The 20,965-nt window shown below is 78.8% G+C and carries 20 protein-coding genes; 11 read left to right on the top strand and 9 right to left on the bottom strand.

The genetic code is table 11. From position 1 onward, the window contains the following. Positions 1-7: 7 nt before the first annotated feature. The gene (trxA, locus tag ACI79L_RS03125; protein WP_456935369.1) at positions 8-460 is read right to left on the bottom strand and encodes a thioredoxin; all 453 of its coding nucleotides are present in this window, start codon (positions 458-460) and stop codon (positions 8-10) included. An 81-nt stretch (positions 461-541) separates the two neighbouring features. Then, positions 542-2,125, bottom strand: coding sequence for a DUF4389 domain-containing protein (locus tag ACI79L_RS03120; RefSeq protein ID WP_456935368.1), 1,584 nt, complete (start codon positions 2,123-2,125; stop codon positions 542-544). Positions 2,126-2,337: 212 nt separating this feature from the next. Between ACI79L_RS03120 and ACI79L_RS03115 the strand changes: the two genes are divergently transcribed. The 3 genes from ACI79L_RS03115 to ACI79L_RS03105 are packed head-to-tail and all read left to right on the top strand — an operon-like array spanning position 2,338 to position 4,916. Continuing rightward, positions 2,338-3,450 carry an Acg family FMN-binding oxidoreductase gene (locus tag ACI79L_RS03115; RefSeq protein ID WP_456935367.1) on the top strand — a complete coding sequence of 371 codons (1,113 nt, stop codon included), beginning with the start codon at positions 2,338-2,340 and terminating at the stop codon, positions 3,448-3,450. Next, positions 3,447-4,310 carry a universal stress protein gene (locus ACI79L_RS03110; protein WP_456935366.1) on the top strand — a complete coding sequence of 288 codons (864 nt, stop codon included), beginning with the start codon at positions 3,447-3,449 and terminating at the stop codon, positions 4,308-4,310. Before ACI79L_RS03115 ends, ACI79L_RS03110 begins: the two co-directional genes overlap by 4 nt. A gap of 3 nt (positions 4,311-4,313) precedes the next feature. After that, the gene (locus ACI79L_RS03105; RefSeq protein WP_456935365.1) at positions 4,314-4,916 is read left to right on the top strand and encodes an Rv1733c family protein; all 603 of its coding nucleotides are present in this window, start codon (positions 4,314-4,316) and stop codon (positions 4,914-4,916) included. A 15-nt stretch (positions 4,917-4,931) separates the two neighbouring features. Here the strand turns inward: ACI79L_RS03105 and ACI79L_RS03100 are convergent, their stop codons facing one another. The 3 genes from ACI79L_RS03100 to ACI79L_RS03090 all read right to left on the bottom strand — a co-directional run bounded on the left by ACI79L_RS03100 (position 4,932) and on the right by ACI79L_RS03090 (position 7,222). Continuing rightward, positions 4,932-5,219: a hypothetical protein gene (locus ACI79L_RS03100; RefSeq protein WP_456935364.1), complete on the bottom strand. Its 288-nt coding sequence runs from the start codon at positions 5,217-5,219 to the stop codon at positions 4,932-4,934. Between the two features lie 103 nt (positions 5,220-5,322). Beyond that, positions 5,323-6,321, bottom strand: a complete 999-nt coding sequence (locus ACI79L_RS03095) for a zinc-dependent alcohol dehydrogenase family protein (protein WP_456935363.1) — start codon at positions 6,319-6,321, stop codon at positions 5,323-5,325. Between the two features lie 10 nt (positions 6,322-6,331). Further along, on the bottom strand, positions 6,332-7,222 hold the full coding sequence (locus ACI79L_RS03090; RefSeq protein ID WP_456935362.1) for a universal stress protein: 891 nt from the start codon (positions 7,220-7,222) through the stop codon (positions 6,332-6,334). Between the two features lie 275 nt (positions 7,223-7,497). On the opposite strand from ACI79L_RS03090, the gene ACI79L_RS03085 reads away from it, so the two are divergent. Next, complete coding sequence (locus tag ACI79L_RS03085) at positions 7,498-8,559, top strand: TerC family protein (RefSeq protein WP_456935361.1); 1,062 nt, start codon at positions 7,498-7,500, stop codon at positions 8,557-8,559. A 22-nt stretch (positions 8,560-8,581) separates the two neighbouring features. Here the strand turns inward: ACI79L_RS03085 and ACI79L_RS03080 are convergent, their stop codons facing one another. Next, on the bottom strand, positions 8,582-9,565 hold the full coding sequence (locus tag ACI79L_RS03080; RefSeq protein WP_456935360.1) for a universal stress protein: 984 nt from the start codon (positions 9,563-9,565) through the stop codon (positions 8,582-8,584). A 192-nt stretch (positions 9,566-9,757) separates the two neighbouring features. Here ACI79L_RS03080 and ACI79L_RS03075 point away from each other — a divergent pair, with 192 nt between their 5' ends. From ACI79L_RS03075 to ACI79L_RS03055, 5 genes are all read left to right on the top strand, one after another. Then, positions 9,758-10,441, top strand: a complete 684-nt coding sequence (locus ACI79L_RS03075; protein ID WP_456935359.1) for a CBS domain-containing protein — start codon at positions 9,758-9,760, stop codon at positions 10,439-10,441. Continuing rightward, positions 10,438-11,355: a universal stress protein gene (locus ACI79L_RS03070; RefSeq protein ID WP_456935358.1), complete on the top strand. Its 918-nt coding sequence runs from the start codon at positions 10,438-10,440 to the stop codon at positions 11,353-11,355. Before ACI79L_RS03075 ends, ACI79L_RS03070 begins: the two co-directional genes overlap by 4 nt. Continuing rightward, a complete protein-coding gene (locus tag ACI79L_RS03065) occupies positions 11,352-11,906 on the top strand; it encodes a flavodoxin domain-containing protein (protein ID WP_456935357.1) in 555 nt (184 codons plus the stop codon). Before ACI79L_RS03070 ends, ACI79L_RS03065 begins: the two co-directional genes overlap by 4 nt. 190 nt (positions 11,907-12,096) lie before the next feature. After that, complete coding sequence (locus tag ACI79L_RS03060; RefSeq protein ID WP_456935356.1) at positions 12,097-12,510, top strand: pyridoxamine 5'-phosphate oxidase family protein; 414 nt, start codon at positions 12,097-12,099, stop codon at positions 12,508-12,510. A 107-nt stretch (positions 12,511-12,617) separates the two neighbouring features. Further along, a complete protein-coding gene (locus tag ACI79L_RS03055; protein WP_456935355.1) occupies positions 12,618-14,345 on the top strand; it encodes a GAF domain-containing protein in 1,728 nt (575 codons plus the stop codon). A gap of 4 nt (positions 14,346-14,349) precedes the next feature. On the opposite strand, the gene ACI79L_RS03050 is transcribed toward ACI79L_RS03055, so the two are convergent. Then, a complete protein-coding gene (locus ACI79L_RS03050; protein ID WP_456935354.1) occupies positions 14,350-15,021 on the bottom strand; it encodes a response regulator in 672 nt (223 codons plus the stop codon). Positions 15,022-15,200: 179 nt separating this feature from the next. Between ACI79L_RS03050 and ACI79L_RS03045 the strand changes: the two genes are divergently transcribed. Both ACI79L_RS03045 and ACI79L_RS03040 read left to right on the top strand, forming a co-directional pair. Next, positions 15,201-15,785, top strand: coding sequence for a flavodoxin domain-containing protein (locus ACI79L_RS03045; protein WP_456935353.1), 585 nt, complete (start codon positions 15,201-15,203; stop codon positions 15,783-15,785). Then, complete coding sequence (locus ACI79L_RS03040; protein ID WP_456935352.1) at positions 15,782-16,804, top strand: Acg family FMN-binding oxidoreductase; 1,023 nt, start codon at positions 15,782-15,784, stop codon at positions 16,802-16,804. The genes ACI79L_RS03045 and ACI79L_RS03040 overlap by 4 nt, the downstream gene beginning before the upstream one ends. A gap of 90 nt (positions 16,805-16,894) precedes the next feature. Here the strand turns inward: ACI79L_RS03040 and ACI79L_RS03035 are convergent, their stop codons facing one another. Next, a complete protein-coding gene (locus tag ACI79L_RS03035; RefSeq protein ID WP_456935351.1) occupies positions 16,895-19,330 on the bottom strand; it encodes an HAD-IC family P-type ATPase in 2,436 nt (811 codons plus the stop codon). Then, positions 19,327-20,877, bottom strand: a complete 1,551-nt coding sequence (locus tag ACI79L_RS03030) for an RIO1 family regulatory kinase/ATPase domain-containing protein (RefSeq protein ID WP_456935350.1) — start codon at positions 20,875-20,877, stop codon at positions 19,327-19,329. The genes ACI79L_RS03035 and ACI79L_RS03030 overlap by 4 nt, the downstream gene beginning before the upstream one ends. Between the last annotated feature and the right edge of the window lie 88 nt (positions 20,878-20,965).

Below are 20,965 nucleotides of genomic sequence, written 5' to 3'. Positions count from 1 at the left end.
CGGCGGCTCAGCGACCGGCGGCGGCCAGGGCGTCGTCGAGCCAGCGGCGCAGCGCCGGTGCCGGGAGCGCCCCGGTGACGCGGGCCCGCTCCCGGCCGTCGGTGAACAGCAGCAGCGTGGGGATGCCGCGCACCCCGAGCCGGCTGCTCACCCGCGGCGCGGCGTCGGCGTCCACCTGCACCACCTTCAGCCGGCCGGCCCTCTCCCGGGCGATCTCCTCCACGACGGGGGCGACCGCGCGGCACGGGGCGCACCAGGCCGCCCACACGTCGACGAGCACCGGCAGCCGGCTGTCCTCGACGACGGCGGCGAAGTCCGTGTCGTCGGCGGCCACCAGCCACGGCAGGTCGGCGCCGCACGCGGCGCAGCGCGCCCGTCCCCGGGCGGTGGCGGGCACCCGGTTGCGCCGTCCGCAGCGCGGGCACGCGACGACGCCCGCTCCTCCGCCGTCCGATCCCATGCCGTCCTCCTCCCGCCCCGTGGGTGGACCGTCGAGCCCGGCGCCGCGGTGCCCCGCCCACCGGCGGGGCACCGCGCGCGGTCAGGGCTGCGGGGTGCGGGTCGGCGACGGCTCCGGCGCGACACCGCGCGGGCGGGGCAGGACCGGAGGACCCGCGGCCGGGACCGGGCCGGACGGCGGCAGCGGCCGGGCCCGGTGCGCCCCCAGCGCGACGAGCAGCACGCCGCCGGCGAGCAGCAGCGCCCCCGCCGCCAGCAGCGACACGGACACCCAGGTCAGCCCGGGCAGGGTCGCGCCGACCCGGACGTCGGCCTCGATGCCGGCGCCGCCGTCGGCCCGCATGAGCACGACGGTCCAGTCGCCCTCGTCCGGCCGCCAGTCCAGCGTCACCGTCCCGGTGCCGACGGCCGAGGCGGTCCAGATGCCGGCCTCCTCCGGCGCGACCCGCGGCGGCCCGCCGGCCTCCTCGTCCACGGCCCACGCCCACTCGTCCCCGGACCACCAGCCCCCCTCGGCCGGCTCGACCTCCGCCCGGGCGACACCGCCCAGGTAGCGGTCGACGTCGGCGGTGCGGGCCAGCCCCAGGAACAGCTCGTCGTCGGGTCCGGTGGCGGTGGCCTCCACCCGCGCGGTGCCCAGCAGCTCGTCGACCACCCAGTCGGTCCCGTCGCCCTGCAGCAGGAGCCCCTGGCTGACGGCGGCGTGGCCGGCGGTGTCGACCCCGGCGGCCTCGGAGGTCACGAAGCCGCCGGCGCGCTGCGTCGTGTCGGCCCACAGCAGGCTGCCGCCCGCGGCGAGCAGGCCGGTCGCGGCGGTGACGAGCAGCGCCCCGGCGACCACGGCCGCGACCGGCCCGGCGGTCCAGCGGCTGGTCGCCGGCGCGGCCACCGGTGCCGCCGTCACGACCGCGGGAGCCGGCTGCCCGGCGGGGACCGGCGGCGCCGCCGCGGGTGCCGGGAGCGCGGCCGGGTCCGGGCCGCCCATGTCGAACCGGAAGGGCGGATAGGCGTCGGTCAGCAGCAGCACGTAGCCCGACACCCGCAGGGCCCAGCGGTCCATGCCGAGGACGAAGTCGTACAGTGGTTGGGGATAACGGCCTGTGAACAGGAGGACGACGCCGGCCACGAGGACCAGCAGCGCGACCAGGCCGCCGGCCGCCCACCCCTCGCTCCAGACGCCGTCGCCGTCCCAGTCGCCCGTGCCGAACCAGAGCCCGCCGCCGACGAACACCGCCAGCACGAGGTAGTGCGGCAGCGCCAGCAGCCACTTGACCAGCACCAGGCCGCGGGACAGCCGCTCCGGGTACGCGACGTCGAGCCGCGCGGGGTAGCCGGGCACGTCGGCCAGGGTGAACGGCGGGTACCGGTCGGTGCCGAGCGCGGAGTAGCCGTAGTGCTGGACCCGCCAGGTCCACCGCAGCACACCCACGGTGAAGTCGAACAGCGGCCGCGGGTAGCGCGCGGTCACCAGCACGGCGAAGAACGCGACGACGGTGACCACGGCCACCGCGGTCCACAGGAACGCCAGCACCACGACGTGCGGCACCAGCAGCAGCCACTTGACCAGCCAGAGCCCGCGGGACAGGCGTGGGTCCAGGGCTCCGTCGACCCGCACCGGGTAGGCGGGGGGCGGCGGTGCCGCCACCGGGGACACGTGCTCGCTCACGGCGCACCTCCTCCGGCCACCGCGGCGACCCGGGGTCGTCTCCCCGGCGCAGGCGGCCCTCCCGAGCCTCGGCGCCCGCACCGCCGCGGCGACACGGGCGAAGGCGGGTCCCCCCGGGGACGTTGGTCGCTGGTCCCGGGGACCGCGGGCCCCGGACGCCGGCGCCCGGGCGGACGACGCTCGGGGGACGCACCCTCCCGAGGAGTCCTCCCATGGCCCGCCGCACCACCCCACCGGACCTGCAGCCCACCCGGATCCCGCGGCGCGCACCGCTGGAGGCGGCCGCGGACGCCGCGGTGCGCGCCCCCTCCGTGCACAACACGCAGCCGTGGCGGATCGCGCTGCACCCCGACCGGCTGGAGCTGTTCGCCGACCGCACCCGGCAGCTGGTGGTGCTGGACCCCGTCGGCCGGGCCCTCGCGCAGAGCGTGGGCGCGGCGCTGTTCAACGCCCGCGTCGCGCTGGCCGCGGCGGGCCGCGCCGTCCGCGTCGACCGGTTGCCCGACCCCGCCGACCCGGGGCTGATGGCCGTCCTCCGCCCGGTCGACGGGCCCCCGGACCCGGCGCTGGCCGCCCTCGCGCCCGCCGTGCGCCGGCGGCGGACCAACCGGCGGCGGTTCGGCGCCGACCGCGTCCCCGAGGACGTGCTGCGGGTCCTGACCGCCGCGGCGGCCGCGGAGGAGACGGTGCTGGTCCCGGTGACCCGCGAGGAGCACGTGCGGCTGCTCGCCCGGCTCACCCAGCAGGCCGACCGCGTGCAGAACGCCGACCCGGCCTACCGGGCCGAGCTGCGCCGCTGGACCACCCGCGAGCCCGGCGCCGGGGACGGCGTGCCGGTGAGCGTCGTCCCGCACGTCGACGGGCTCCAGCACGACGAGCTGCCCGTCCGCGACTTCGACACCACCGGCGCCGGGCTGCTCCCGGCCGGCACCGGCTCGGGCACCGACCAGACCCTCGTGCTGCTCGCCACGCACCGCGACGACCTGCTCGCGTGGCTGCGCTGCGGCGAGGCCCTCGAGCGGGTGCTGCTGGAGCTCACCGTCCGCGGCTGGGTGGCCGGGCCGCTCACCCAGGCCGTCGAGGTGCCGGTGACCCGCACCCAGCTGCGCTCGGCGCTCACCTGGGACGCGCACCCGCAGTCGGTGCTGCGCATCGGCCGGGCGCCGGTCACCTCGCCGACGCCCCGCCGTCCGCGCGGCACCGTCGTCGAGAACAGCGCCGCCCCCGCCCAGCGCCAGCTCCCCGGCTCCCCGTCGAGGAGCGGCCGGCCCGGACCGGGCCCCCGCCCGGTCTCCGACGGCCGCGGGGGGACGACGTGGGTGTGACCTCCCGGCTGGCGCCGGTCGTGGCCGGGATCGCCCCCGACCGTTCCGCGCCGGCGGTGGCGGCCGCCGCCGCCGAGCGGGCGCACCGCGAGCTGCGCCCCCTGCTGCTGGTGGCCGCGGTGGAGGGCGCGCGCGACCCCGGCCGCGCCCACGACGGGCCGTGGCACCGGGCGCTCGCGCGGCTGGACGCGCTGCGCCGGGACCTCACCGCCCGCGCCCCCGCCATCCCGGTGCGGACCGTCGTGCACACCGGACCCGCCGCCGAGGTGCTGCGCGAGGAGTCCGCCGGGGCGGAGGTGCTGGTCCTCGGCACCGGGACCACGGCCGGCGCGCTCGGCCCGGTCGCCCGGGACCTGCTCGGGTCGGCGGCCTGCCCCGTGCTCGCCGTCCCGCCGGGCGCCACCGGGGGCGACGAGGTCGTGGCCGGCGTGGGGGGCACGGCCGGGACGACGGCGGTGCTGGCCGCCGCGGCCCTCGAGGCCGGCACGCGCGGCTGCCCGCTGCACGTGGTGCACGCGTGGCCCGGCGGCGCCGCCCTCCGCGGGGCGGCGGTCCCCGAGGCGGTCGCCGAGGCCGAGCGCCGGCTCGTCGAGACGCAGGCCGCCCGGGTGCACGAGGGCTGGCCGGCGGTGCCCGTCACGGTGGACGTCCGCGAGGGGGACCCCGCCCCGGCGCTGATCGGCCTGTCCCGGGACGCCGGGCTGCTGGTCCTCGGGCGGGCGCGCACCACGGCCGGCCCCGCCCTCGCCGAGGCGGTCGCGGGCCACGCGCACTGCCCCGTCCTCGTCGTGCCGCCCCCTCCCCCGCCGCGCCCCGACGAGGCCCGGCGGCGCCGCACCGCCGTCGCGCCGGCGAGGTGACCCGTGACCCCCGGGCCCGCCCCGTCGCCGGGGTACCTGCGCACGCTGGTGCGGCGCGGCCTGCGCCCCGGTGCCCGTACGACCGACCGGGTGGAGCTGGTCTCCTGGCTCGCGAGCGTCCTGCTCGCCGTCGCGGTCGTGCCTGTGGCGCTGGCGGTGGCCAGCGTGGTCGCGGCCGACACCGGCGCGCTGGCCGAGCGCCAGGCCGCGCAGCGGCAGCAGGTCCCGGCCGTGGTCCTCGAGGACGCGGAGGTGCTGCCCGGCTCCCCGACGTCGCTGCGGGCGACCGCGCCGGCGCGGTGGGAGGCCCCGGACGGCGGCACCCGCGAGGACACCGTCCCGGTCGAGCCGGGCACCCCGGCCGGGGCCACGGTCCCGGTGTGGACCGGTCCCGACGGCGGGCGCGCCGGCCCGCCGATCGACGGCGGCGACGTCGCGGTGGTCAGCGTGACCAGCGGCGTGCTGACCCTGCTGCTGGGGCTGGCGACGGCGGCGGTCGGCCACGCCGGCGTCTGCGCCTGGGCCGGCCGGGCGCGCGACCGCGCCTGGGCCCGCGAGTGGGCCGAGGTCGAGCCGCTCTGGGCGCACCGGTTCCGGCTGCGCTGAGCGCCCCGCCGGCCCTCACGGACGGCCGAGCAGGCGCCGCCACCACGGCCGCCGGGGCTCCGGCCGGGCCGGACGGGGCGCCGGGGCGTCCGCGGCCGGGGGCGCCGCCGGGCGGACCGGCTGCCCGTGCCCGCGCTCGTCGGCGTGCGCCCGGCTCAGGTAGTGCTGGACGGCCAGGGGGTCGGCGTGCGAACCGCGGGCGGCCACGTCGTGGCGCGCCTCCCACTGCGCGATGAGCTTCTCGTCCTCGGACATCTCCCGGCGGGGGCGGTCCTCGGGGGTGGGGGTGCCGGTCGCGGTCATCTCGGGGCCTCCTGCGCGGTGCGGTCCGTCCGTCCCCACGCTCGCCGGTGCGGGACCGGCCCGGCAGGGGGCGACGGTCCCGGGCAGCGGGACCTACGGCACCTCACGTGTGCAGCACCGCGGCGCCGGCGAAGCGGCCGTGCGCGAGGTCGGCCAGCGCGCGCGGGGCGTCGTCGAGGGGGTAGGCGGTCGTCGTCGCGCGCACCCCCAGCCGGGCGGCGAGGACGAGGAACTCCTCGGCGTCGCGGCGGGTGTTGGCGGTGACGCTGCGCAGCCGGCGCTCCTGGAACAGCTCGCCGGCGTAGGACAGCGCGGGGACGTCGGACAGCCAGATGCCGGCGACCGCGAGCGTGCCGCCGCGGTCCAGGGCGCGCAGCGCGACCGGCACCAGCTCCCCGGCCGGCGCGAACAGCACCGCGCCGTCCAGCGGCTCCGGCGGCGGGTCGGCCGGCCCCCCGACGGAGTCCACCCCGAGCTCGCGCGCGAGCGCCCGGTTGGCGGCGCCGCGGGTGAGCACGTGCACCCGCATGCCCTGCGCCAGCGCGACCTGCGCGGTGAGGTGGGCGCTGCCGCCGAAGCCGTAGACCCCCAGCCGGCCGCCGGGCGGGACCGCGGCGCAGCGCAGCGCGCGCCAGCCGATGATCCCGGCGCACAGCAGCGGCGCGGCCGCCTCGTCGTCGAGGCCCTCGGGCAGCCGGTGGGCGAAGCGCTCGTCGACCAGGCAGGCCTCGGCGTAGCCGCCGTCGAGGTCCCAGCCGGTGAACCGCGGGTCGATGCACAGGTTCTCGTCGCCGCGGCGGCAGAACCGGCAGCTGCCGTCGGTGCGGCCGAGCCACGGGACGCCGACCCGGTCGCCGGGCGCGAAGCGGGCCGCCCCGGGCCCGAGCGCGTCGACGCGGCCGACCACCTCGTGCCCGGGGACGACGCCCGGCCGCCGCGGCGGGAGGTCGCCCTCGGCCAGGTGCAGGTCGGTGCGGCACACGCCGCAGCAGGTGACCGCGACCCGCACCTGGCCCGGGCCGGGGACGGGCGGCTCGCGCTCGACGAGGCGCAGCGGTCCCGCGTCGGCCGGTGCCGGCGTCCCGACCACCCACGCCCGCACGCGCGCCGCCTCAGACCGTCGTCCCGGCCGGCGCCGGCCGGGGGTGCAGGACGAGGACGGGGCAGGGCGCGGCCACCACGCAGTGCAGCGCCGTGGAGCCGAGCAGCATCCCGCCCAGGCGGCTGCGGCTGCGGCTGCCGACGACGAGCAGCGCGGCGCCCTCCGCGGAGCGGACCAGCACCTGCGCGGGCGGTCCGGTCTCCACGGACACCCGCACGCCCGGCCGCGCGCCGAGCTCCTCGCGCACGAGGGCCGCGGCGCGCGTACCGGCGTCCCCGCCCGCCGGCGGCCCCTCGGGGACGAGGGCGGCCGCCCAGGGCTCGGGCGGGCGGCGGGCGACGACGACGTCGAGGTCGGCGCCCATCCGGCCGGCCTCGGCCGCCGCCCGCCACAGCACCTCGCGGGCCCCGTCGGTGTCGTCGAGCCCGACGACCACCCGCGGCCGGCCGGGAGCGGGCACGGCCGGGTGCACCACGACGACCGGGCACCGGGCGCTGGGCACGCAGCCCAGGGCGACCGAGCCGAGCAGCGTGCTGCGCGTGGCCCCGCGGCCCCGGCTGCCGACCACGAGCAGCCCGGCGTCGGCCGAGCGCGCGACCAGCTCCTCGACCGGGCGGCCGGGGAGCACGGTCGTGGTGACCGGCACCTCCGCGTGCCGCTCGTCGAGCAGGTCGCGCACGTGCGCCGCGACGTCGGAGCGCACCAGGTCCACGCGCGCGGGGTCGAGCAGCTCGGCGTCCTCCCACGCGTCCCCGACCGGGAGCACGGTGAGCACCTCGAGGCCGGTGCGGGCCCGCTCCGCCGCGGCCAGGGCCCAGACGACGGCCGCGCGGCCGGCCGGCGACCCGTCGAAGCCCACGACCACCCGGCCGCCGGGCTCCTCCGTCGTCCGCTCCGTCATGCACGCCCCCCGCGACCCGCCCCGCCGTCGCCGGGCACCCCGGTCACCCTCCGCCGGGCCCCGGGGGCGGGGCCGCCGCCGGACGTCCCCCCGGCGGCGGACCTTGGTCCCGGTGGCACGGACAGGCGAACTCTGCTTCACTTGTTCTCGCGGAGGGGAGTATCCCCCCACGTCCCGTCGTCAGGACGGCGCTCCGGCGCCCGGCGGGGCGGGCGCCCGGCAGCGGCGCCGGGAGAGACCTCCGGTTGATGGACGTCGACCGGAGGGAGGGACGCATGGACGTCTCGCTGTGGGTGTGGGCGGCCGTTCTCGGCGTGATCGTGGGGATGCTCGCGGTGGACCTGTTCGCCCACCGCCGGGCCCACGTGATCGGGGTCCGGGAGGCCGCGGTGTGGTCGGGGACCTGGGTGGCGCTCGGGATCGCCTTCGGCGCCTGGGTGTGGTGGGCGCACGGCGCCGGGTACGGCCAGCAGTACTTCGCCGGTTACCTGATCGAGAAGTCCCTGGCCGTGGACAACGTCTTCGTCTGGGCGATCGTCTTCACGTTCTTCGCGGTGCCGCGGGAGTACCAGCACCGGGTGCTCTTCCTCGGTGTCCTGGGCGCCCTGGTCTTCCGCGGGCTGTTCATCGCCGGCGGCTCGGTGCTCATCGCGAGCTTCGGCTGGGTGCTCTACCTGTTCGCCGCGTTCCTGCTGTGGACCGGCTGGCGGATGATCCGGCAGCGCGAGGAGCACATCGACCCGGAGCGGTCCCGGACGCTGCGCCTCTTCCGCCGGTACGTGCCGATGACCGACGCCTACCACGGCCAGCGGCTGCTGATCCGCCGCGGCGGCGTCCTGCTGGCCACCCCGCTGCTGGCGGTCCTCGTCCTCGTCGAGGTCACCGACGTCGTCTTCGCCGTCGACTCGATCCCGGCGATCTTCGCCGTGACCGACGAGCCGTTCCTCGTCTTCACCGCCAACGCCTTCGCGATCCTGGGCCTGCGGGCGATGTACTTCCTGCTCGCCGACCTGATCCACCGCTTCGTCTACCTGAAGACCGGGCTGGCCCTCGTGCTGATCTGGGTGGGCGTCAAGATGCTGCTGAAGGTCGACCTGTTCTACGTGCCGACCGCGGTCAGCCTCGCGGTCATCGCCACGATCCTCGGCGTCTCGGTCGCCGCCAGCCTGCGGGCCACCCGCGGCGAGGGCCGGCGCGCGGTGCAGACCCCGTCGGCCCCGCCATTCCGGACCGCCACCGCCGAGGAGCTCGCGGCCCTGGAGCCGCTGTGGGGCCGCCGCCGCGCCGAGGAGCCGGCCGCGGCGGCGGCCGGCCCGTCCTCCGGGGAGCGGCCGTGAGCCCCGCCCCGGGGGCGCCCGGTCAGGCCCGGGCCGGCTCGGCCGTGTCCACCGCGACCTCGGTGCGCCGGCCGGCGGGGTGGACGACCAGGACCGGGCAGGCGGCGTGCATCGCGCAGTGCAGGGCCACCGACCCGACCAGCAGCCCGCGCACCGCCCCGCGCCCGCGGCCGCCCACGACCAGCAGCGCGGCGTCGCGCGCCCGGTCGACCAGCACGTCGGAGGCGGCACCCTCGACCACGTCGACGTCGATCCGCGGGACCGGCGCGTCCGCGGGCCGGCCGGCGAGCACGCCGTCGACGGCCTCGTCCACGCGCTTGCGCAGCTCGCCGCGGATCTCGTCCCGCGAGGGGACGACGACCGAGCTCAGGTCCACCCAGTAGTCGGTGAGCACGTACGTGGCCAGCACGTGCAGCTCCGCACCGGTCCGCGCGGCCTCCTCGACCGCCGCGGCGAGGGCCGCGCGCGCCGTCGCGGAGCCGTCGAAGCCGGCGACCACCCGCGGCGGGGCGGCCGGCTCGTCGGTCCGCGGGTGCACCACGAGCACCGGGCAGCGGGCGTGGGTGACCGTGTGCAGCGCGACCGAGCCGAGCAGCGCGCTGCGCACCGCGCCCCGCCCGCGGTTGCCGACGACGACGAGCTGCGCGTCGGCCGACCGGCCCACCAGGGCGGCCGCGGGCGCGTCCGCGGTGACCTCCACGGTCACCGGCACCCCGGTCGCCTCCGGGACGTCGGCGCGGACCTCCGCGACCAGGTCGTCGGTCAGCTCCCGGGTCGCGCGCCGGACGTCGTCGACCGCGGGCACCAGGACCCCGTCGTGGCCGAACCAGTACAGGTCGGACGCGAAGCTGCTGACCACCACGAGCCCGGCGGAGCGCTCCGCGGCGGCGCGCAGCGCCGCGCGCAGGGCGGCGCGGGCCGGGACCGACCCGTCCACCCCGACGACGACCGGCGCGACGACGACCGGCGCGCCGCCGCGGGACTGCTGCTGGGGGATGGCGTCCATCGGGGGTCCTCACGTCCGGGCCCGGGCCGTCCCGGGCGGGCGCCCCGACGATGCGCCGGGCGGCCGCCGCCCGGCCCGGGGCGAGGGGCCCCGGGTCCCGGGACCTCCGTCCCTGCGCACGGCGGCTGCCGACCCTGGGGGCGGACGCGCCGGTCTCCCTAGCGTCCGGGGCACCGACCGCGAGGAGGAGCCGTGCAGACCAGGGACGTCATGACGCGCGACGTGGTGACGGTGGGCCCGCACACCGCGGTGCACTACGCCGCGGAGGTGATGGCCGCGCGGGGCTTCGCGGCCCTGCCGGTGGTCGACGACGAGGACCGGCTGGTGGGCATCGTCGCCGAGGCCGACCTGCTCCGGCACCGCCTCCCCCAGGACCCCCGCCTGCACCTGCGCCGCGACGAGGCGGACGGCGGTCCCCCGCCGGCCCTCGTGCACGACGTCATGACCCGGGACGTGCGGGCGGTCGACGTCACCGCGGACGTCGCCGACGTCGCCCGCCTGTTCGTCGACGCCGGCCTGCGCAGCGTGCCGGTGACCGACGGCGGCCGGCTCGTCGGCATCGTCAGCCGCCGCGACCTGCTGCACCTGCTGGCGCGCCCCGACGACGACGTCCGGCAGCAGCTGCTGCGCCTCGTCGAGGGCTACACCGGTGAGCTCGACGCCTGGGCCGTGGACGTGCGCGACGGCACCGCGACGATCCGGCGGCTGCGCGGCGGTCCGCAGGGCTCGGAGGAGGTCGAGCGCCGGGCGCTGACCGCGCTGGCCCGCACGGTCGGCGGGATCACCGACGTCCGCGTGCTGCCCGCCGGGGAGGCCGCGGCGGACGCCGAGCCGGTCCGCCCCCTGTCGGTCCCGGCGCCGGGGAGCCGGCCGTGACCCGGCCGGCGGGGCGGTTCGTCGTCGCGGGGGTCGACGGGTCCGCGGCGGCGCGCGAGGTCACCGCGGCCGCCGTCGAGGAGGCCACCCGGCGCGGCTGCGCCCTGCACCTCGTGCACGCGCTGTCCTGGCCCTCCACCGCCGCGCCGGTGCGCGGCACCCGGGCGGCGGACGTGCCGCAGCTGGGCACGCTCCTGCACGCCGCGGCCGAGAGCGCCCTGCGCACGGCCGCCGGCGAGGCCGCGGACGCCCTCGGACCCGACCGGGTGCACTGGTCGGTGGAGTCCGGCGCCCCGGCGCCCGCGCTCGCGGAGGCCGCCCGCGACGCCGAGCTGCTCGTGCTCGGCAGCCGGGGCGCCGGCGGGCTCGCCGGCCTGCTCCTCGGCTCGACCGCGGCCGCGGTCCTCCTCGCCCCGCCGTGCCCGGTGCTCCTCCTCCCCGACCCGGCGACGGCGGTCGTCCGCCCCCGGTCCGGTGTCGTCGCGGCGGTCGCCGGACGGCCCGGCGACGACGCCGTCCTCGCCTTCGCCCTGGCCGAGGCCGCGACGCGCGGCACCGACCTCCTCGCCCTGCACGCCTGGCAGGACGTGGCCCTGGAGACCGCCCTGCTCCAGGCCGGCCCCCTCGTGGACTGGGCCGGTGTGCTGGCCGACGAGCAGCGGGTGCTGGCCGAGGCGCTGGCCGGCTGGCGCGACAAGGAGCCCGACGTGACGATCCGCGAGGCCGTCGTCCGGGAGCGGCCGGCGCGCGCCCTGGTGGCGGCCGCGCTCCCGGCCGAGCTGCTCGTCGTGGGCGTCCGCCGGCACCGCGGCCTGGCCCGGCTCGGCTCGACCACGCACGGGGTCGTGCACCGCGCGACCTGCCCGGTCGCGGTCGTCCCCGTCGACGACGACGCAGGGGGAGGCGGACGGTGAGCCGGCCCCGGGTCCTGGTCGCCTACGCCAGCCGGCACGGGTCCACCCGCGAGATCGCCGAGGCCCTGGCCCGCGACCTGGGCGAGGCCCCGGCCGGGCGCCCGGTCGGCCTCTACGCGGCGGCGCTGCCGGCCGAGTCGCGGCCCGACCCCGCCGCCTGGGACGCGGTGGTGCTGGGCAGCGCCGTCTACGCCGGCCGGTGGCTCCCCCCGGCCCAGGAGCTGGCCGTCCGCTGCGCGGGGGTGCTCCGCCGGCGGCCGGTGTGGCTGTTCTCCAGCGGGCCGATCGGCGACCCGCCGTACCCGCCGGACGAGCCGCAGGACGCCGCCGCGCTGGCCGCCCTGCTCGCCCCGCGCGGCCACCGCGTCCTTCCCGGCCGGCTGGACCGGTCCCTGCTCGGCTTCGGCGAGCGCGCGATGGTCACCGCGATGCGCGCCCCGGTCGGCGACTTCCGGGACTGGGACGGCGTCCGGTCCTGGGCCGACGAGATCGCCGCGGCGCTGGTCCCGGCGCCGGCGCCCGCGGCGCCCGGCCCGTCCCCGGGGACGTGACCGTGGGCGCGTGGACGCCCGCCCCGGGCGGCCTCCCGGGGCTCCGGTCCTCCCGGGGTGGGACGGAGGTCCCTGTGCGCTGCGGGGCCGCGGGGCGCAGGCTCGACGCTCGTGGCGCCCGTGCGGGCGCACCCGGGTCGGCGCCGACCGGGGACGCCGGACGGGGACGGACGTGGACGACGTGCATGTCATGCGCACCGTGCTGACCGACGAGGAGTGCCGGCGGTTGCTCGGCACCACCTCCCGCGGGCACCTGGGCTTCACCCGGGACGCGCTGCCGGCGGTCTCCCCCGTGCGCTTCGCGCTCGACCGGGACCGGGTCGTGATCGCCGCCCGCGAGGACAGCGACCACCTGCCGCCGGCCGGCGGCGCCGTCGTCGCCCTCGGCGTCGACGACCCCGACGAGCGGGACGGGTGGGCCGTCACCGTCGTGGGCCCCGCCCGGACGGTGACCGACCCCGGGGCCCTCCTGACCCTCGACGCCCTCGCCTGGCCGGTACCCCCGACCCCGGGGGACGGGCACTGCTACGTCGTGCTGCAGGTCGGCGTCCTGCGCGGCTGGCGGACGACCGCACGGGCCACGGCGCCGCGACGCTCCGCGTGACCACGGTGGAGGAGAACGGGGACGGCGCCCCGGGTGCCTACTCCTCCGGGGCGTTCCGTGCCAGGCTCCAGGGACGGCCCCGTTCCGCCCGAGGGGGGAGCCCCGAGATGACCGTGCCCGGGCCCAGGACCGGCCCCGACCCCCGATCCGTCCACGACCCCTCCGGCACCCCGTCGCTGGCGGGCATGCGGCTGACCGAGCTCATCGACGAGGTGCAGGACCGCCTGACCGCGGTCGCCCGCAGCCAGGCCCGCGTCCAGCAGCTGCTCGACGCCTTCCTGTCCGTCTCCTCCGGGCTGGACCTGGAGACGACGCTGCGGCGGATCGTCGAGAGCGCCACCGACCTGGTCGACGCCCGCTACGGCGCCCTGGGCGTCCTGGCACCGCAGGGCGGCCTGGCGGCGTTCATCCACGTCGGCATCGACGACGAGACGGCGGCCGCGCTGGGCTCCCTGCCCGAGGGCAAGGGCGTGCTCGGGCAGCTGATCACCGAGCCGTACCCGCTGCGGATCGCCGACCTGGGCAGGCACCCGGCCTCGGTCGGCTTCCCCCCGGGCCACCCGGAGATGCACACCTTCCTCGGGGTGCCCGTGCTCGTGCGCGGCACGGTCTTCGGCAACCTGTACATGACCGAGAAGCGGCACGGGGAGTTCACCGCCGAGGACGAGGCCGTGCTGACCGCGCTCGCGGGCGCGGCGGGCGTCGCCGTGGACAACGCGCGGCTCTACGAGGAGGCCGAGGAGCGCCGCCGCTGGGCCACCGCGCTCTCCGACGTCCGGGCCGCCCTGCTCGACCCCGACTCGACCGGGCGCGCGCTGTCCCTCGTCGCCGACCGGGTGGCCGCCCTCACCGGCGCCGACGCCGCCTGGATCATGGTCGGCCCGGACACCCGGAGCTGCTACGAGGTCCGGGTCCAGGTCGGCGAGGGGCTCACCGACCTGACCGGGACGACGCTGCCCCTGTGCGACAGCCCGGTGCTGCAGGCCGTCGAGGACGACGGCGGCGGGATCGTGACCCTCGACATGACGGGACTGGCCTACGAGGGGCCCAACGCGCACGTCGACTGGGGCCCCTGCCTGGCGGTGCCGCTGCGCGGGACGCACACCGAGTCGGTGGTCATCATCGCCGCCCGGCGGGCCGGCAGGCCCTCCTTCGACCCGGCGGTGATCCCCCTGGTCAGCGCCTTCGCCGACCAGGCCGCCGTGGCCCTGGACCTGGCCGCCCAGCAGCGCGTGGCCCGCCAGCTCGACGTCTACGAGGACCGGGACCGCATCGCGCGGGACCTGCACGACCACGTCATCCAGCGGGTCTTCGCGGCCGGGCTGAGCCTGCAGTCGGTCCTGCCCCGGATCCCCGACCCACAGGCGCAGCGCCGGATCCGGGACGTCGTCGGGCAGCTCGACGAGACCGTCCGCGACATCCGGACCAGCATCTTCGACCTGCACACCGTCGACCAGGCCGACGACGGCCTCCGCCGGCGCGTGCTCGACACGGTCGCCGACACGGCGGGCGACCTGGAGACCACCGTGCGCACCTCCGGCGCGGTCGACACCCTCGTCACCGGCGACCTGGCCACCGACGTCGTGGCCGTCGTCCGGGAGGCGGTGAGCAACGCCGCCCGGCACTCGGGCGCCCGGCACGTGACCGTGACCGTCGACGCCGGCGACGGGCTGGTGCTCGAGGTGGTCGACGACGGCCGGGGCATCGACGCCCGCGCGGCGCGCAGCGGGCTGCGCAACCTGGAGCAGCGGGCGGCCGCGCGCGGCGGCGGCCTCGAGGTCGGCGCGGTCGCGGACGGCGGGACCCGGCTGCGGTGGTGGGCGCCGCTGTCCTGACCGGTCAGTTCTGGCGGGGGACCCCGCCGCGCAGCTCGGTCGCCAGGACCGCGGCCTGGGTGCGCCGCTCGAGCCCCAGCTTGGCCAGCAGGTGGGACACGTAGTTCTTGACCGTCTTCTCGGCCAGGAACATCCGCTCGCCGATCTGCCGGTTGGTGAGCCCCTCGCCGATGAGCTCCAGCACCGTGCGCTCCTGCTCGCTGAGCCGGGCCAGCGGCCCGGCCGGCTCCGCGGCCCGCCGCATCCGCTCGAGCACCGCTGTGGTGGCCGCGGGGTCGAGCAGCGAGCCGCCGGCGGCGACCGTGCGCACCGCGCTGACCAGGTCGGCGCCGAGGATCTGCTTGAGCAGGTAGCCCGAGGCGCCGGCCATGATCGCCTCGAACAGCGCCTCGTCGTCGCTGTAGCTGGTCAGCATGATCACCCGCAGCTCCGGCATCCGGCTGCGGAGCTCGCGGCACACCGAGACGCCGTCGCCGTCGGGCAGCCGGACGTCGAGCACCGCGACGTCCGGCTTGAGCGCGGGCACGCGGGCCAGGGCCTCGGAGGCGTTCTTCGCCTCCCCGACGACCCGGATGCCGGGGTCGCTCTCCAGGACGTCGGCGACGCCGCGGCGCACCACCTCGTGGTCGTCGAGGAGGAAGACCCCGATCGGCGCCTGCTGCGTGTCCGTGTCCACCGGTGTCCCCTCGTCCCGCCCGTCGCTGTCGCCGTCCGAGGCTAGGGCCTCGGGACCACCCGGTGCTCAGGGTCGGAGGTCCCGGCCTGCGGGTCCTCCGCCCGGCGGCGACCTCCGGCCCGCCGGGCGGGGACGTCCGGCCCTCACCGCCGCCCGGCCGGTGGCGCGAGCGTCGGTGCATGGACGACATCCCCCTCCGGGTCCTGGTCGGCTACGCCACCGCCGCCGGCTCCACGCGCGGTGTGGCCGAGCGGGTGGCCGCGCGGCTGACCGACGCCGGGTACGTCGTGGACCTGCGGCCGGCCGGTCAGGAGGTCGACCCCTCGGGGTACAACGCCGCGGTCGTCGGCAGCGCCGTGCACTCGATGCGCTGGCTGGCCGGTGCCCGCGACCTGCTCGCCCGGCTCGCCGCGGCGGACGACGCACCGCCGGTCTGGCTGTTCAGCGTCGCGGGCATCGACCCCCGCGGCCGCGTGACCCGGTGGCTCGCCCGGCAGGAGGCGGCCCGGCTCGAGCGGGACCTCCCCCCCGGTCTCCGCCCCTGGTCGCACCGCCTGTTCGCCGGCGTGGTGCAGACCCGCGGCGTCCCCCTGTGGGGCCGGCTGTTCTACCGCGCGGTCGGCCAGCGCCCCGGTGACAACCGCGACTGGGCGGCGATCGACGGCTGGGCCCGCCAGGTGGCCGGCGACCTCGCCGGGACCCGGCGGCGCCTGCCGGCGCCCCACCCCCCGACCGTCCCCGCCGCCACCCAGGAGGAGCCGTGACCCCGTTCGTGCTCGACCGCACCACCGCCCGCGCGGCCCTCGCGCTGGCCAACCGCGCGCCGTCGCTGCACAACACCCAGCCCTGGCGCTGGCGGATCGGGCGCACGTCGGTCCACCTGTTCGCCGACCCGTCCCGCTGGCTGCCGGCCACCGACCCGCAGAGCCGGGACCTGCTGATCGGCTGCGGAGCCGCGCTGCACCACCTCCGCGTGGCCCTGCGGGCCGCCGGCCTGTCCTCGCGCGTTCACCGGCTCCCCGACCCCGCGCACCTGGCGCACCTCGCCGCGGTCGAGGTGTCCCCCGCCGAACCGCGCCCCGACGACCTCGTCCTCGCGCAGGCGATCGAGCACCGCCGCAGCGACCGGCGCGTCTTCTCCACCTGGCCCGTCCCGGCCGAGCTGCTCGCCGACCTCGCGCGCGCCGCGGCCGAGGAGGGAGCCCGGCTGGCCGTCCTCGGCCCCCGCGCCCAGGCGCAGGTGGTGCGGCTGGTCGAGGAGGCGGCCGTGGAGCAGTCGCTCACGCCGGGCCTGGCGCAGGAGGTCGCCGCCTGGACCGGGCGGTCCCGCGGCGCGGTGGAGGGCGTCCCGGCGGCCAACGTCCCGGTGCACGCCGGCGCCGGCGGACCGGAGGCGGTCGTCCCGGTGCGGGACTTCGCCGGCGGCGCGCTCGGTGAGAACCAGCTCGGCAGGGACGAGTCCGACGGCACCGTCCTCGCCGTCCTCACCACTCCCGGGGACGGCCCGGCCGACGAGCTGCGGGCGGGCGAGGCGCTCAGCGCGGTGCTCCTCACCGCGACCGCGATCGGCCTGGCCACCGACCCGGTGAGCCAGCCGCTCGAGGTCCCGGGCACCCGGGCGCGGCTGGCCGCGCTGTGCGCCGGCGTCTCCCCCGAGGCGCCCGGGATGCCGCAGGCCCTCGTGCGGCTGGGCTGGGCGCCGGTCAGCGCCGACCCGGTCCCCCCGACCGGGCGCCGCCCCGTGGACGACACCATCGACCCGCTCGACGCCCCCTGGTCCTGACCGGGACCCCGCCGGGCAGATCCGCGGAGGTGCCCCGTGCACCTCCGCGGTCCTGCCCGGTGCGTCTCCGCGGACGTGCACGCGGCGCGCTCACCGCCGCTGTCCCGTCGCCCGCTCCTCCGTCGCCGCCCGCGGCAGCCGTGCCCCCGGCGTCCGCGACACCAGCTCCACCAGCAGCGCCCCCAGGGCGCCGAGCCCCGCACCGAGCAGGAGCGTGGTCGCGGTGAGGTCCAGCAGCAGCACGTCCTCGCGCAGCACCGGCACGGCCAGCACGAGCACGACCACCGCGGCCATCCCGGCCAGCAGGGCCACCCGTCCGGGGGTGAGCGGCCGGGCGAGGACGAGCACCGTCCACAACGCGACGACGAGCACCGTGAGCAGCGCCGCCGTCCGGGCCGCGGGCACCCCGCCGTCCGGCTGCAGCTGCCGGGTCAGCGCGTACGCGGCGTAGGTGACCCCGCCGGTGACCACGCCCGCCGGCACGGAGAAGGCGAGCACGCGGCGCAGGAAGCCCGGCCGGTAGCGGCGCCGGTTGGGGGCGAGGGCGAGCACGAGGCCGGGCGCGCCGATCGTCACCGCCGAGACCAGCGTCAGCTGCACCGGCGCCAGCGGGTAGGCGACCAGCGTCACCACCGTGACCAGCGACAGCACCAGGCTGTACACGTTCTTGACCAGGAACAGGTTGGCCGCCCGCTCGATGTTCGCGATCACCCGGCGCCCCTCGGCGACGGCCTGCGGCAGGGCCGCGAACCGGCCGTCGAGCAGCACCAGCTGGGCGACCGCGCGGGTGGCCGGGGAGCCGTTGCCCATCGCCACCCCGACGTCGGCGTCCTTGAGCGCCAGGGCGTCGTTGACGCCGTCGCCGGTCATGGCCACCACGTGCCCGCGCCGCTGCAGCGCCTGCACCACGGCCCGCTTCTGGTGCGGGGTCACCCGGCCGACGACGGACGCCGACTCGAGGACGTCGGCGAGCGCGTCGGGGTCCTCGGGCAGCGTGCGGGCGTCCACGGCGTCCGCCGCGCCGGACACCCCGGGGAGGCCGACCGCGGCGGCGACCGCACCGACGGTGCGCGGGTTGTCGCCGGAGAGCACCTTCAGCGCCACGCCCTGCTCGGCGAAGTAGCGCAGCACGTCCGGCGCGTCCTCGCGGAGCCGCTCGGCGAGCAGCACCAGCGTCACCGGGACCAGCCCGGCGGGCAGCCCCGGCACCCCGGCGCGGACGGTCCACGGCGCCGGCGTGCAGGCCAGAAGCAGCACCCGCCGCCCCTCGGCGGCCAGCGCGTCGGCGCGGTCCCGCGCCGCGGCCTGCGCCGGCCCCGCGGGGACCGGCAGGACCAGCTCGGGCGCCCCGAGCACCCAGGTGGTGCCGGCCGCGGTGCGCACCGCCGACCACTTGCGCGCCGAGTCGAACGGCACGGCGTCGGCCGCCCGCTCCCCGGCGGCGTCGGGGAACGCCGCGGCCAGCGCCCGGGCGGTGGCGTTGCCGCCGTCCGAGGCGGCCAGCAGCGCGAGCGCGGGTGCGGCGGGCGGGCCGGGCGCCAGCTCCTCCAGCCGGTCGAAGCCGACGTCGCCGTACGTGAGCGTCCCGGTCTTGTCCAGGCACACGACGTCGACCCGGGCCAGTCCCTCGACGGCGGGCAGCTCCCGCACGAGGGTCCGCCTGCGGGCCAGGCCGGCGGCGCCGAGGAGGAAGGCCAGCGTGGTGAGCAGGACCAGGCCCTCGGGGATCATGCCGACCAGCGCGCCGACCGTGCCGGTGACGGCGTCGCGCCAGTCGGCGTTCTCGTCGGTCCGGAACTGGCTCCACAGCACCGCCGGGCCGACCACGAGCAGGCCGAGGGCGATCCAGCGCAGCAGCCGCGTCGTCCCCTCGACCAGCTCCGAGCGGGTCCGGGTGAACGCCTTCGCCTGGGCGGCCAGCCGGGCCGCGTAGGAGTCGTCGCCGACCGCGGTGGCCTGCGCGCGGCCGCTGCCGGCCACCACGATCGAGCCGGACAGCACCGGGTCGCCGGCCTCCTTGGGGACGGCGTCGGCCTCGCCGGTGAGCAGCGACTCGTCGACGGCGAGCCCGCGGGCCACCCGCACGACGGCGTCGACCGGCACCTGGTCGCCGGCCCGCAGGACGAGCAGGTCGTCGAGGACCACCTCGGCCACCGGGACCTCGCGCTCGGCCCCGTCGCGGACCGGACGGGCGCGCGGCGTCTGCAGCACGGCCAGCCGGTCGAGGGTCCGCTTGGCGCGCAGCTCCTGCACGATCCCGATGACCGAGTTGACCACCACGACCCCGCCGAACAGGGCGTTCTGCCAGCGCCCGGTCAGCAGCGTCAGCACCCACAGCGTGGCGAGCAGGCCGTTGAAGAACGTGAACACGTTGGCCCGGACGATCTGGCCCACGGTGCGGCTGGTCCGCGTCGTGACCGCGTTGACCCGGCCGGCCGCCACCCGCTCGGCCACCTGGGCGCCGGTCAGGCCGGTCGCCGCCGTGGGGTGGGCGACCTCCGCCCGGGCGGCCGGGGGGGCGGTCACAGCAGGCCCCCCGCCCGCAGGTTGAGCGCGGCCAGCACCAGGGTGAGCACCGCCCCGCCGCCGGTCGCCAGCGCCAGCAGGACGCGCCGGGCGCTCCACCGCTGCACCCGGATCCGCGGGTGCGGCGGCAGCAGGTCGCGGAGGCGCCCGACCAGGTCCCGGCCGTCGGCGGCCAGCAGCCGCCGCAGCTGCGTGGGCAGGGTGAGCGACGAGGTCGCGGCCATCGCCTCGGCCAGCTCCTCGTCGGTGAACTGCAGGCGGGCGCGGGCGAGCACCCGCTCGGGGCCCGCGACCAGCGCGCAGGTGAGCAGCGCGTTGCCGAGGTCGGCGGCCTGCCGCCAGCGGCTGGGCCGCAGCTCCCCGAAGGAGACGTCGACCAGCACCACCCGCGCCTCGTCCTGGACGAGGACGTTGGAGGGCTTGAGGTCCCGGTGCGCCGCGCCGGCCGACCACAGCATCCGCACCTGGCGCAGCAGGTCGTCGACGACGGTGTCGTCCACCCGCGAGCGGCGGATCTCGACGGTGCGCGGCACGAGCTCGGTCACCAGCAGGTACTCGCGGCCGGGCAGCACCTCGACCACGCCCATCGGCGCCGGCACCCGGACGCCGCCGTCGCGGAGCAGCCGCAGCAGGTAGTCCTCGTGCTCGACCAGCCGGCGCACCGACGCGAACGGCGCCTCGTCCTCCAGCCGGCCGTACCGGAGCACGCGCAGCACCTTGTACCAGCGGTCCGACCGCAGGTGGGTCGCCGAGTAGAGCTTCCCGAACAGGGGCGTCCCCGCGGGGGTCACGAGCCGGCACGGGGTGGACCCGGCCGACCCGTCGAGGCGGAACGGCTCGACGGCGGTCACCTCCACCCCGAGCTGGTCGAGCACGGCGGCGCGGATCCGGGCGGCGCGGTCCCCGTCGAGCGCGAGGTGGGCGGCCACGCGGCGGTGCCAGGTCACGGGGAACGCGTCCTCGGGCGCGAGGACCGTGCACACCAGCGCCGCGGCCGAGGCGCCGACGAGCGCCGCGGGGACGGCGACGGAGGGGCCCTCCAGGCCCAGGGCGACGCGCGGCACGACGGCCGTCATCAGCAGGGCCACGACGGCGAGCCAGCCCCACCGGCGGGCCCGGCCCGGCGGCGCCAGCACGTACAGGGTCGCCACCGACACCGTGGCGAGGACCAGGACCGGCCAGGCGGAGAGCTCGACGGCGTCGGGGGTCCCGATGACCTCGTCGCGGACGGCCCGCACGAGCACGCCCTCCCCGACGGCGAGCTGCGCCACGGCGGCGACGACCGAGATCGTGGCCGCGTACACGAGCAGGTGCCGCCACCGCGCCGTCCACACCAGCACCGCGACCGCGGGCACCCACAGGACGCGGTAGCCGAGCACCGCGCCGAGATGCGCGAGCTCGGCGGCCCCCACGTGGACCTCCGGCGGGCCCGCGAGGTCGGCGACGGCCCGGTCCAGCCCCAGGAGGCCGCCGGGCCGGTCGGCGAGGACCAGCAGTGCGGCCGCGACGACCAGGGTCGCCGTCCACCCCCAGACCGCGGCCGGCACCTCGCGCGGGAGCCGCTCCCGGCCCGAGGGACGCCGTCGGCCGGGGCCGGCCGGCCAGGACGGTCGCCGGGGCCGGACGGCCGGGTCG

Source organism: Geodermatophilus sp. SYSU D00684, from assembly GCF_054050455.1.
This window is presented reverse-complemented; position numbering and strand designations above follow the sequence as displayed.

Bases quoted from the DNA above. Each gene is read 5' to 3' on its own strand.
- trxA (WP_456935369.1), bottom strand. From the start codon at position 460: ATGGGATCGGACGGCGGAGGAGCGGGCGTCGTCGCGTGCCCGCGCTGC.
- ACI79L_RS03115 (WP_456935367.1), top strand. From the start codon at position 2,338: ATGGCCCGCCGCACCACCCCACCGGACCTGCAGCCCACCCGGATCCCG.
- ACI79L_RS03100 (WP_456935364.1), bottom strand. From the start codon at position 5,219: ATGACCGCGACCGGCACCCCCACCCCCGAGGACCGCCCCCGCCGGGAG.
- ACI79L_RS03090 (WP_456935362.1), bottom strand. From the start codon at position 7,222: ATGACGGAGCGGACGACGGAGGAGCCCGGCGGCCGGGTGGTCGTGGGC.
- ACI79L_RS03085 (WP_456935361.1), top strand. From the start codon at position 7,498: ATGGACGTCTCGCTGTGGGTGTGGGCGGCCGTTCTCGGCGTGATCGTG.
- ACI79L_RS03080 (WP_456935360.1), bottom strand. From the start codon at position 9,565: ATGGACGCCATCCCCCAGCAGCAGTCCCGCGGCGGCGCGCCGGTCGTC.
- ACI79L_RS03060 (WP_456935356.1), top strand. From the start codon at position 12,097: ATGCGCACCGTGCTGACCGACGAGGAGTGCCGGCGGTTGCTCGGCACC.
- ACI79L_RS03055 (WP_456935355.1), top strand. From the start codon at position 12,618: ATGACCGTGCCCGGGCCCAGGACCGGCCCCGACCCCCGATCCGTCCAC.
- ACI79L_RS03045 (WP_456935353.1), top strand. From the start codon at position 15,201: ATGGACGACATCCCCCTCCGGGTCCTGGTCGGCTACGCCACCGCCGCC.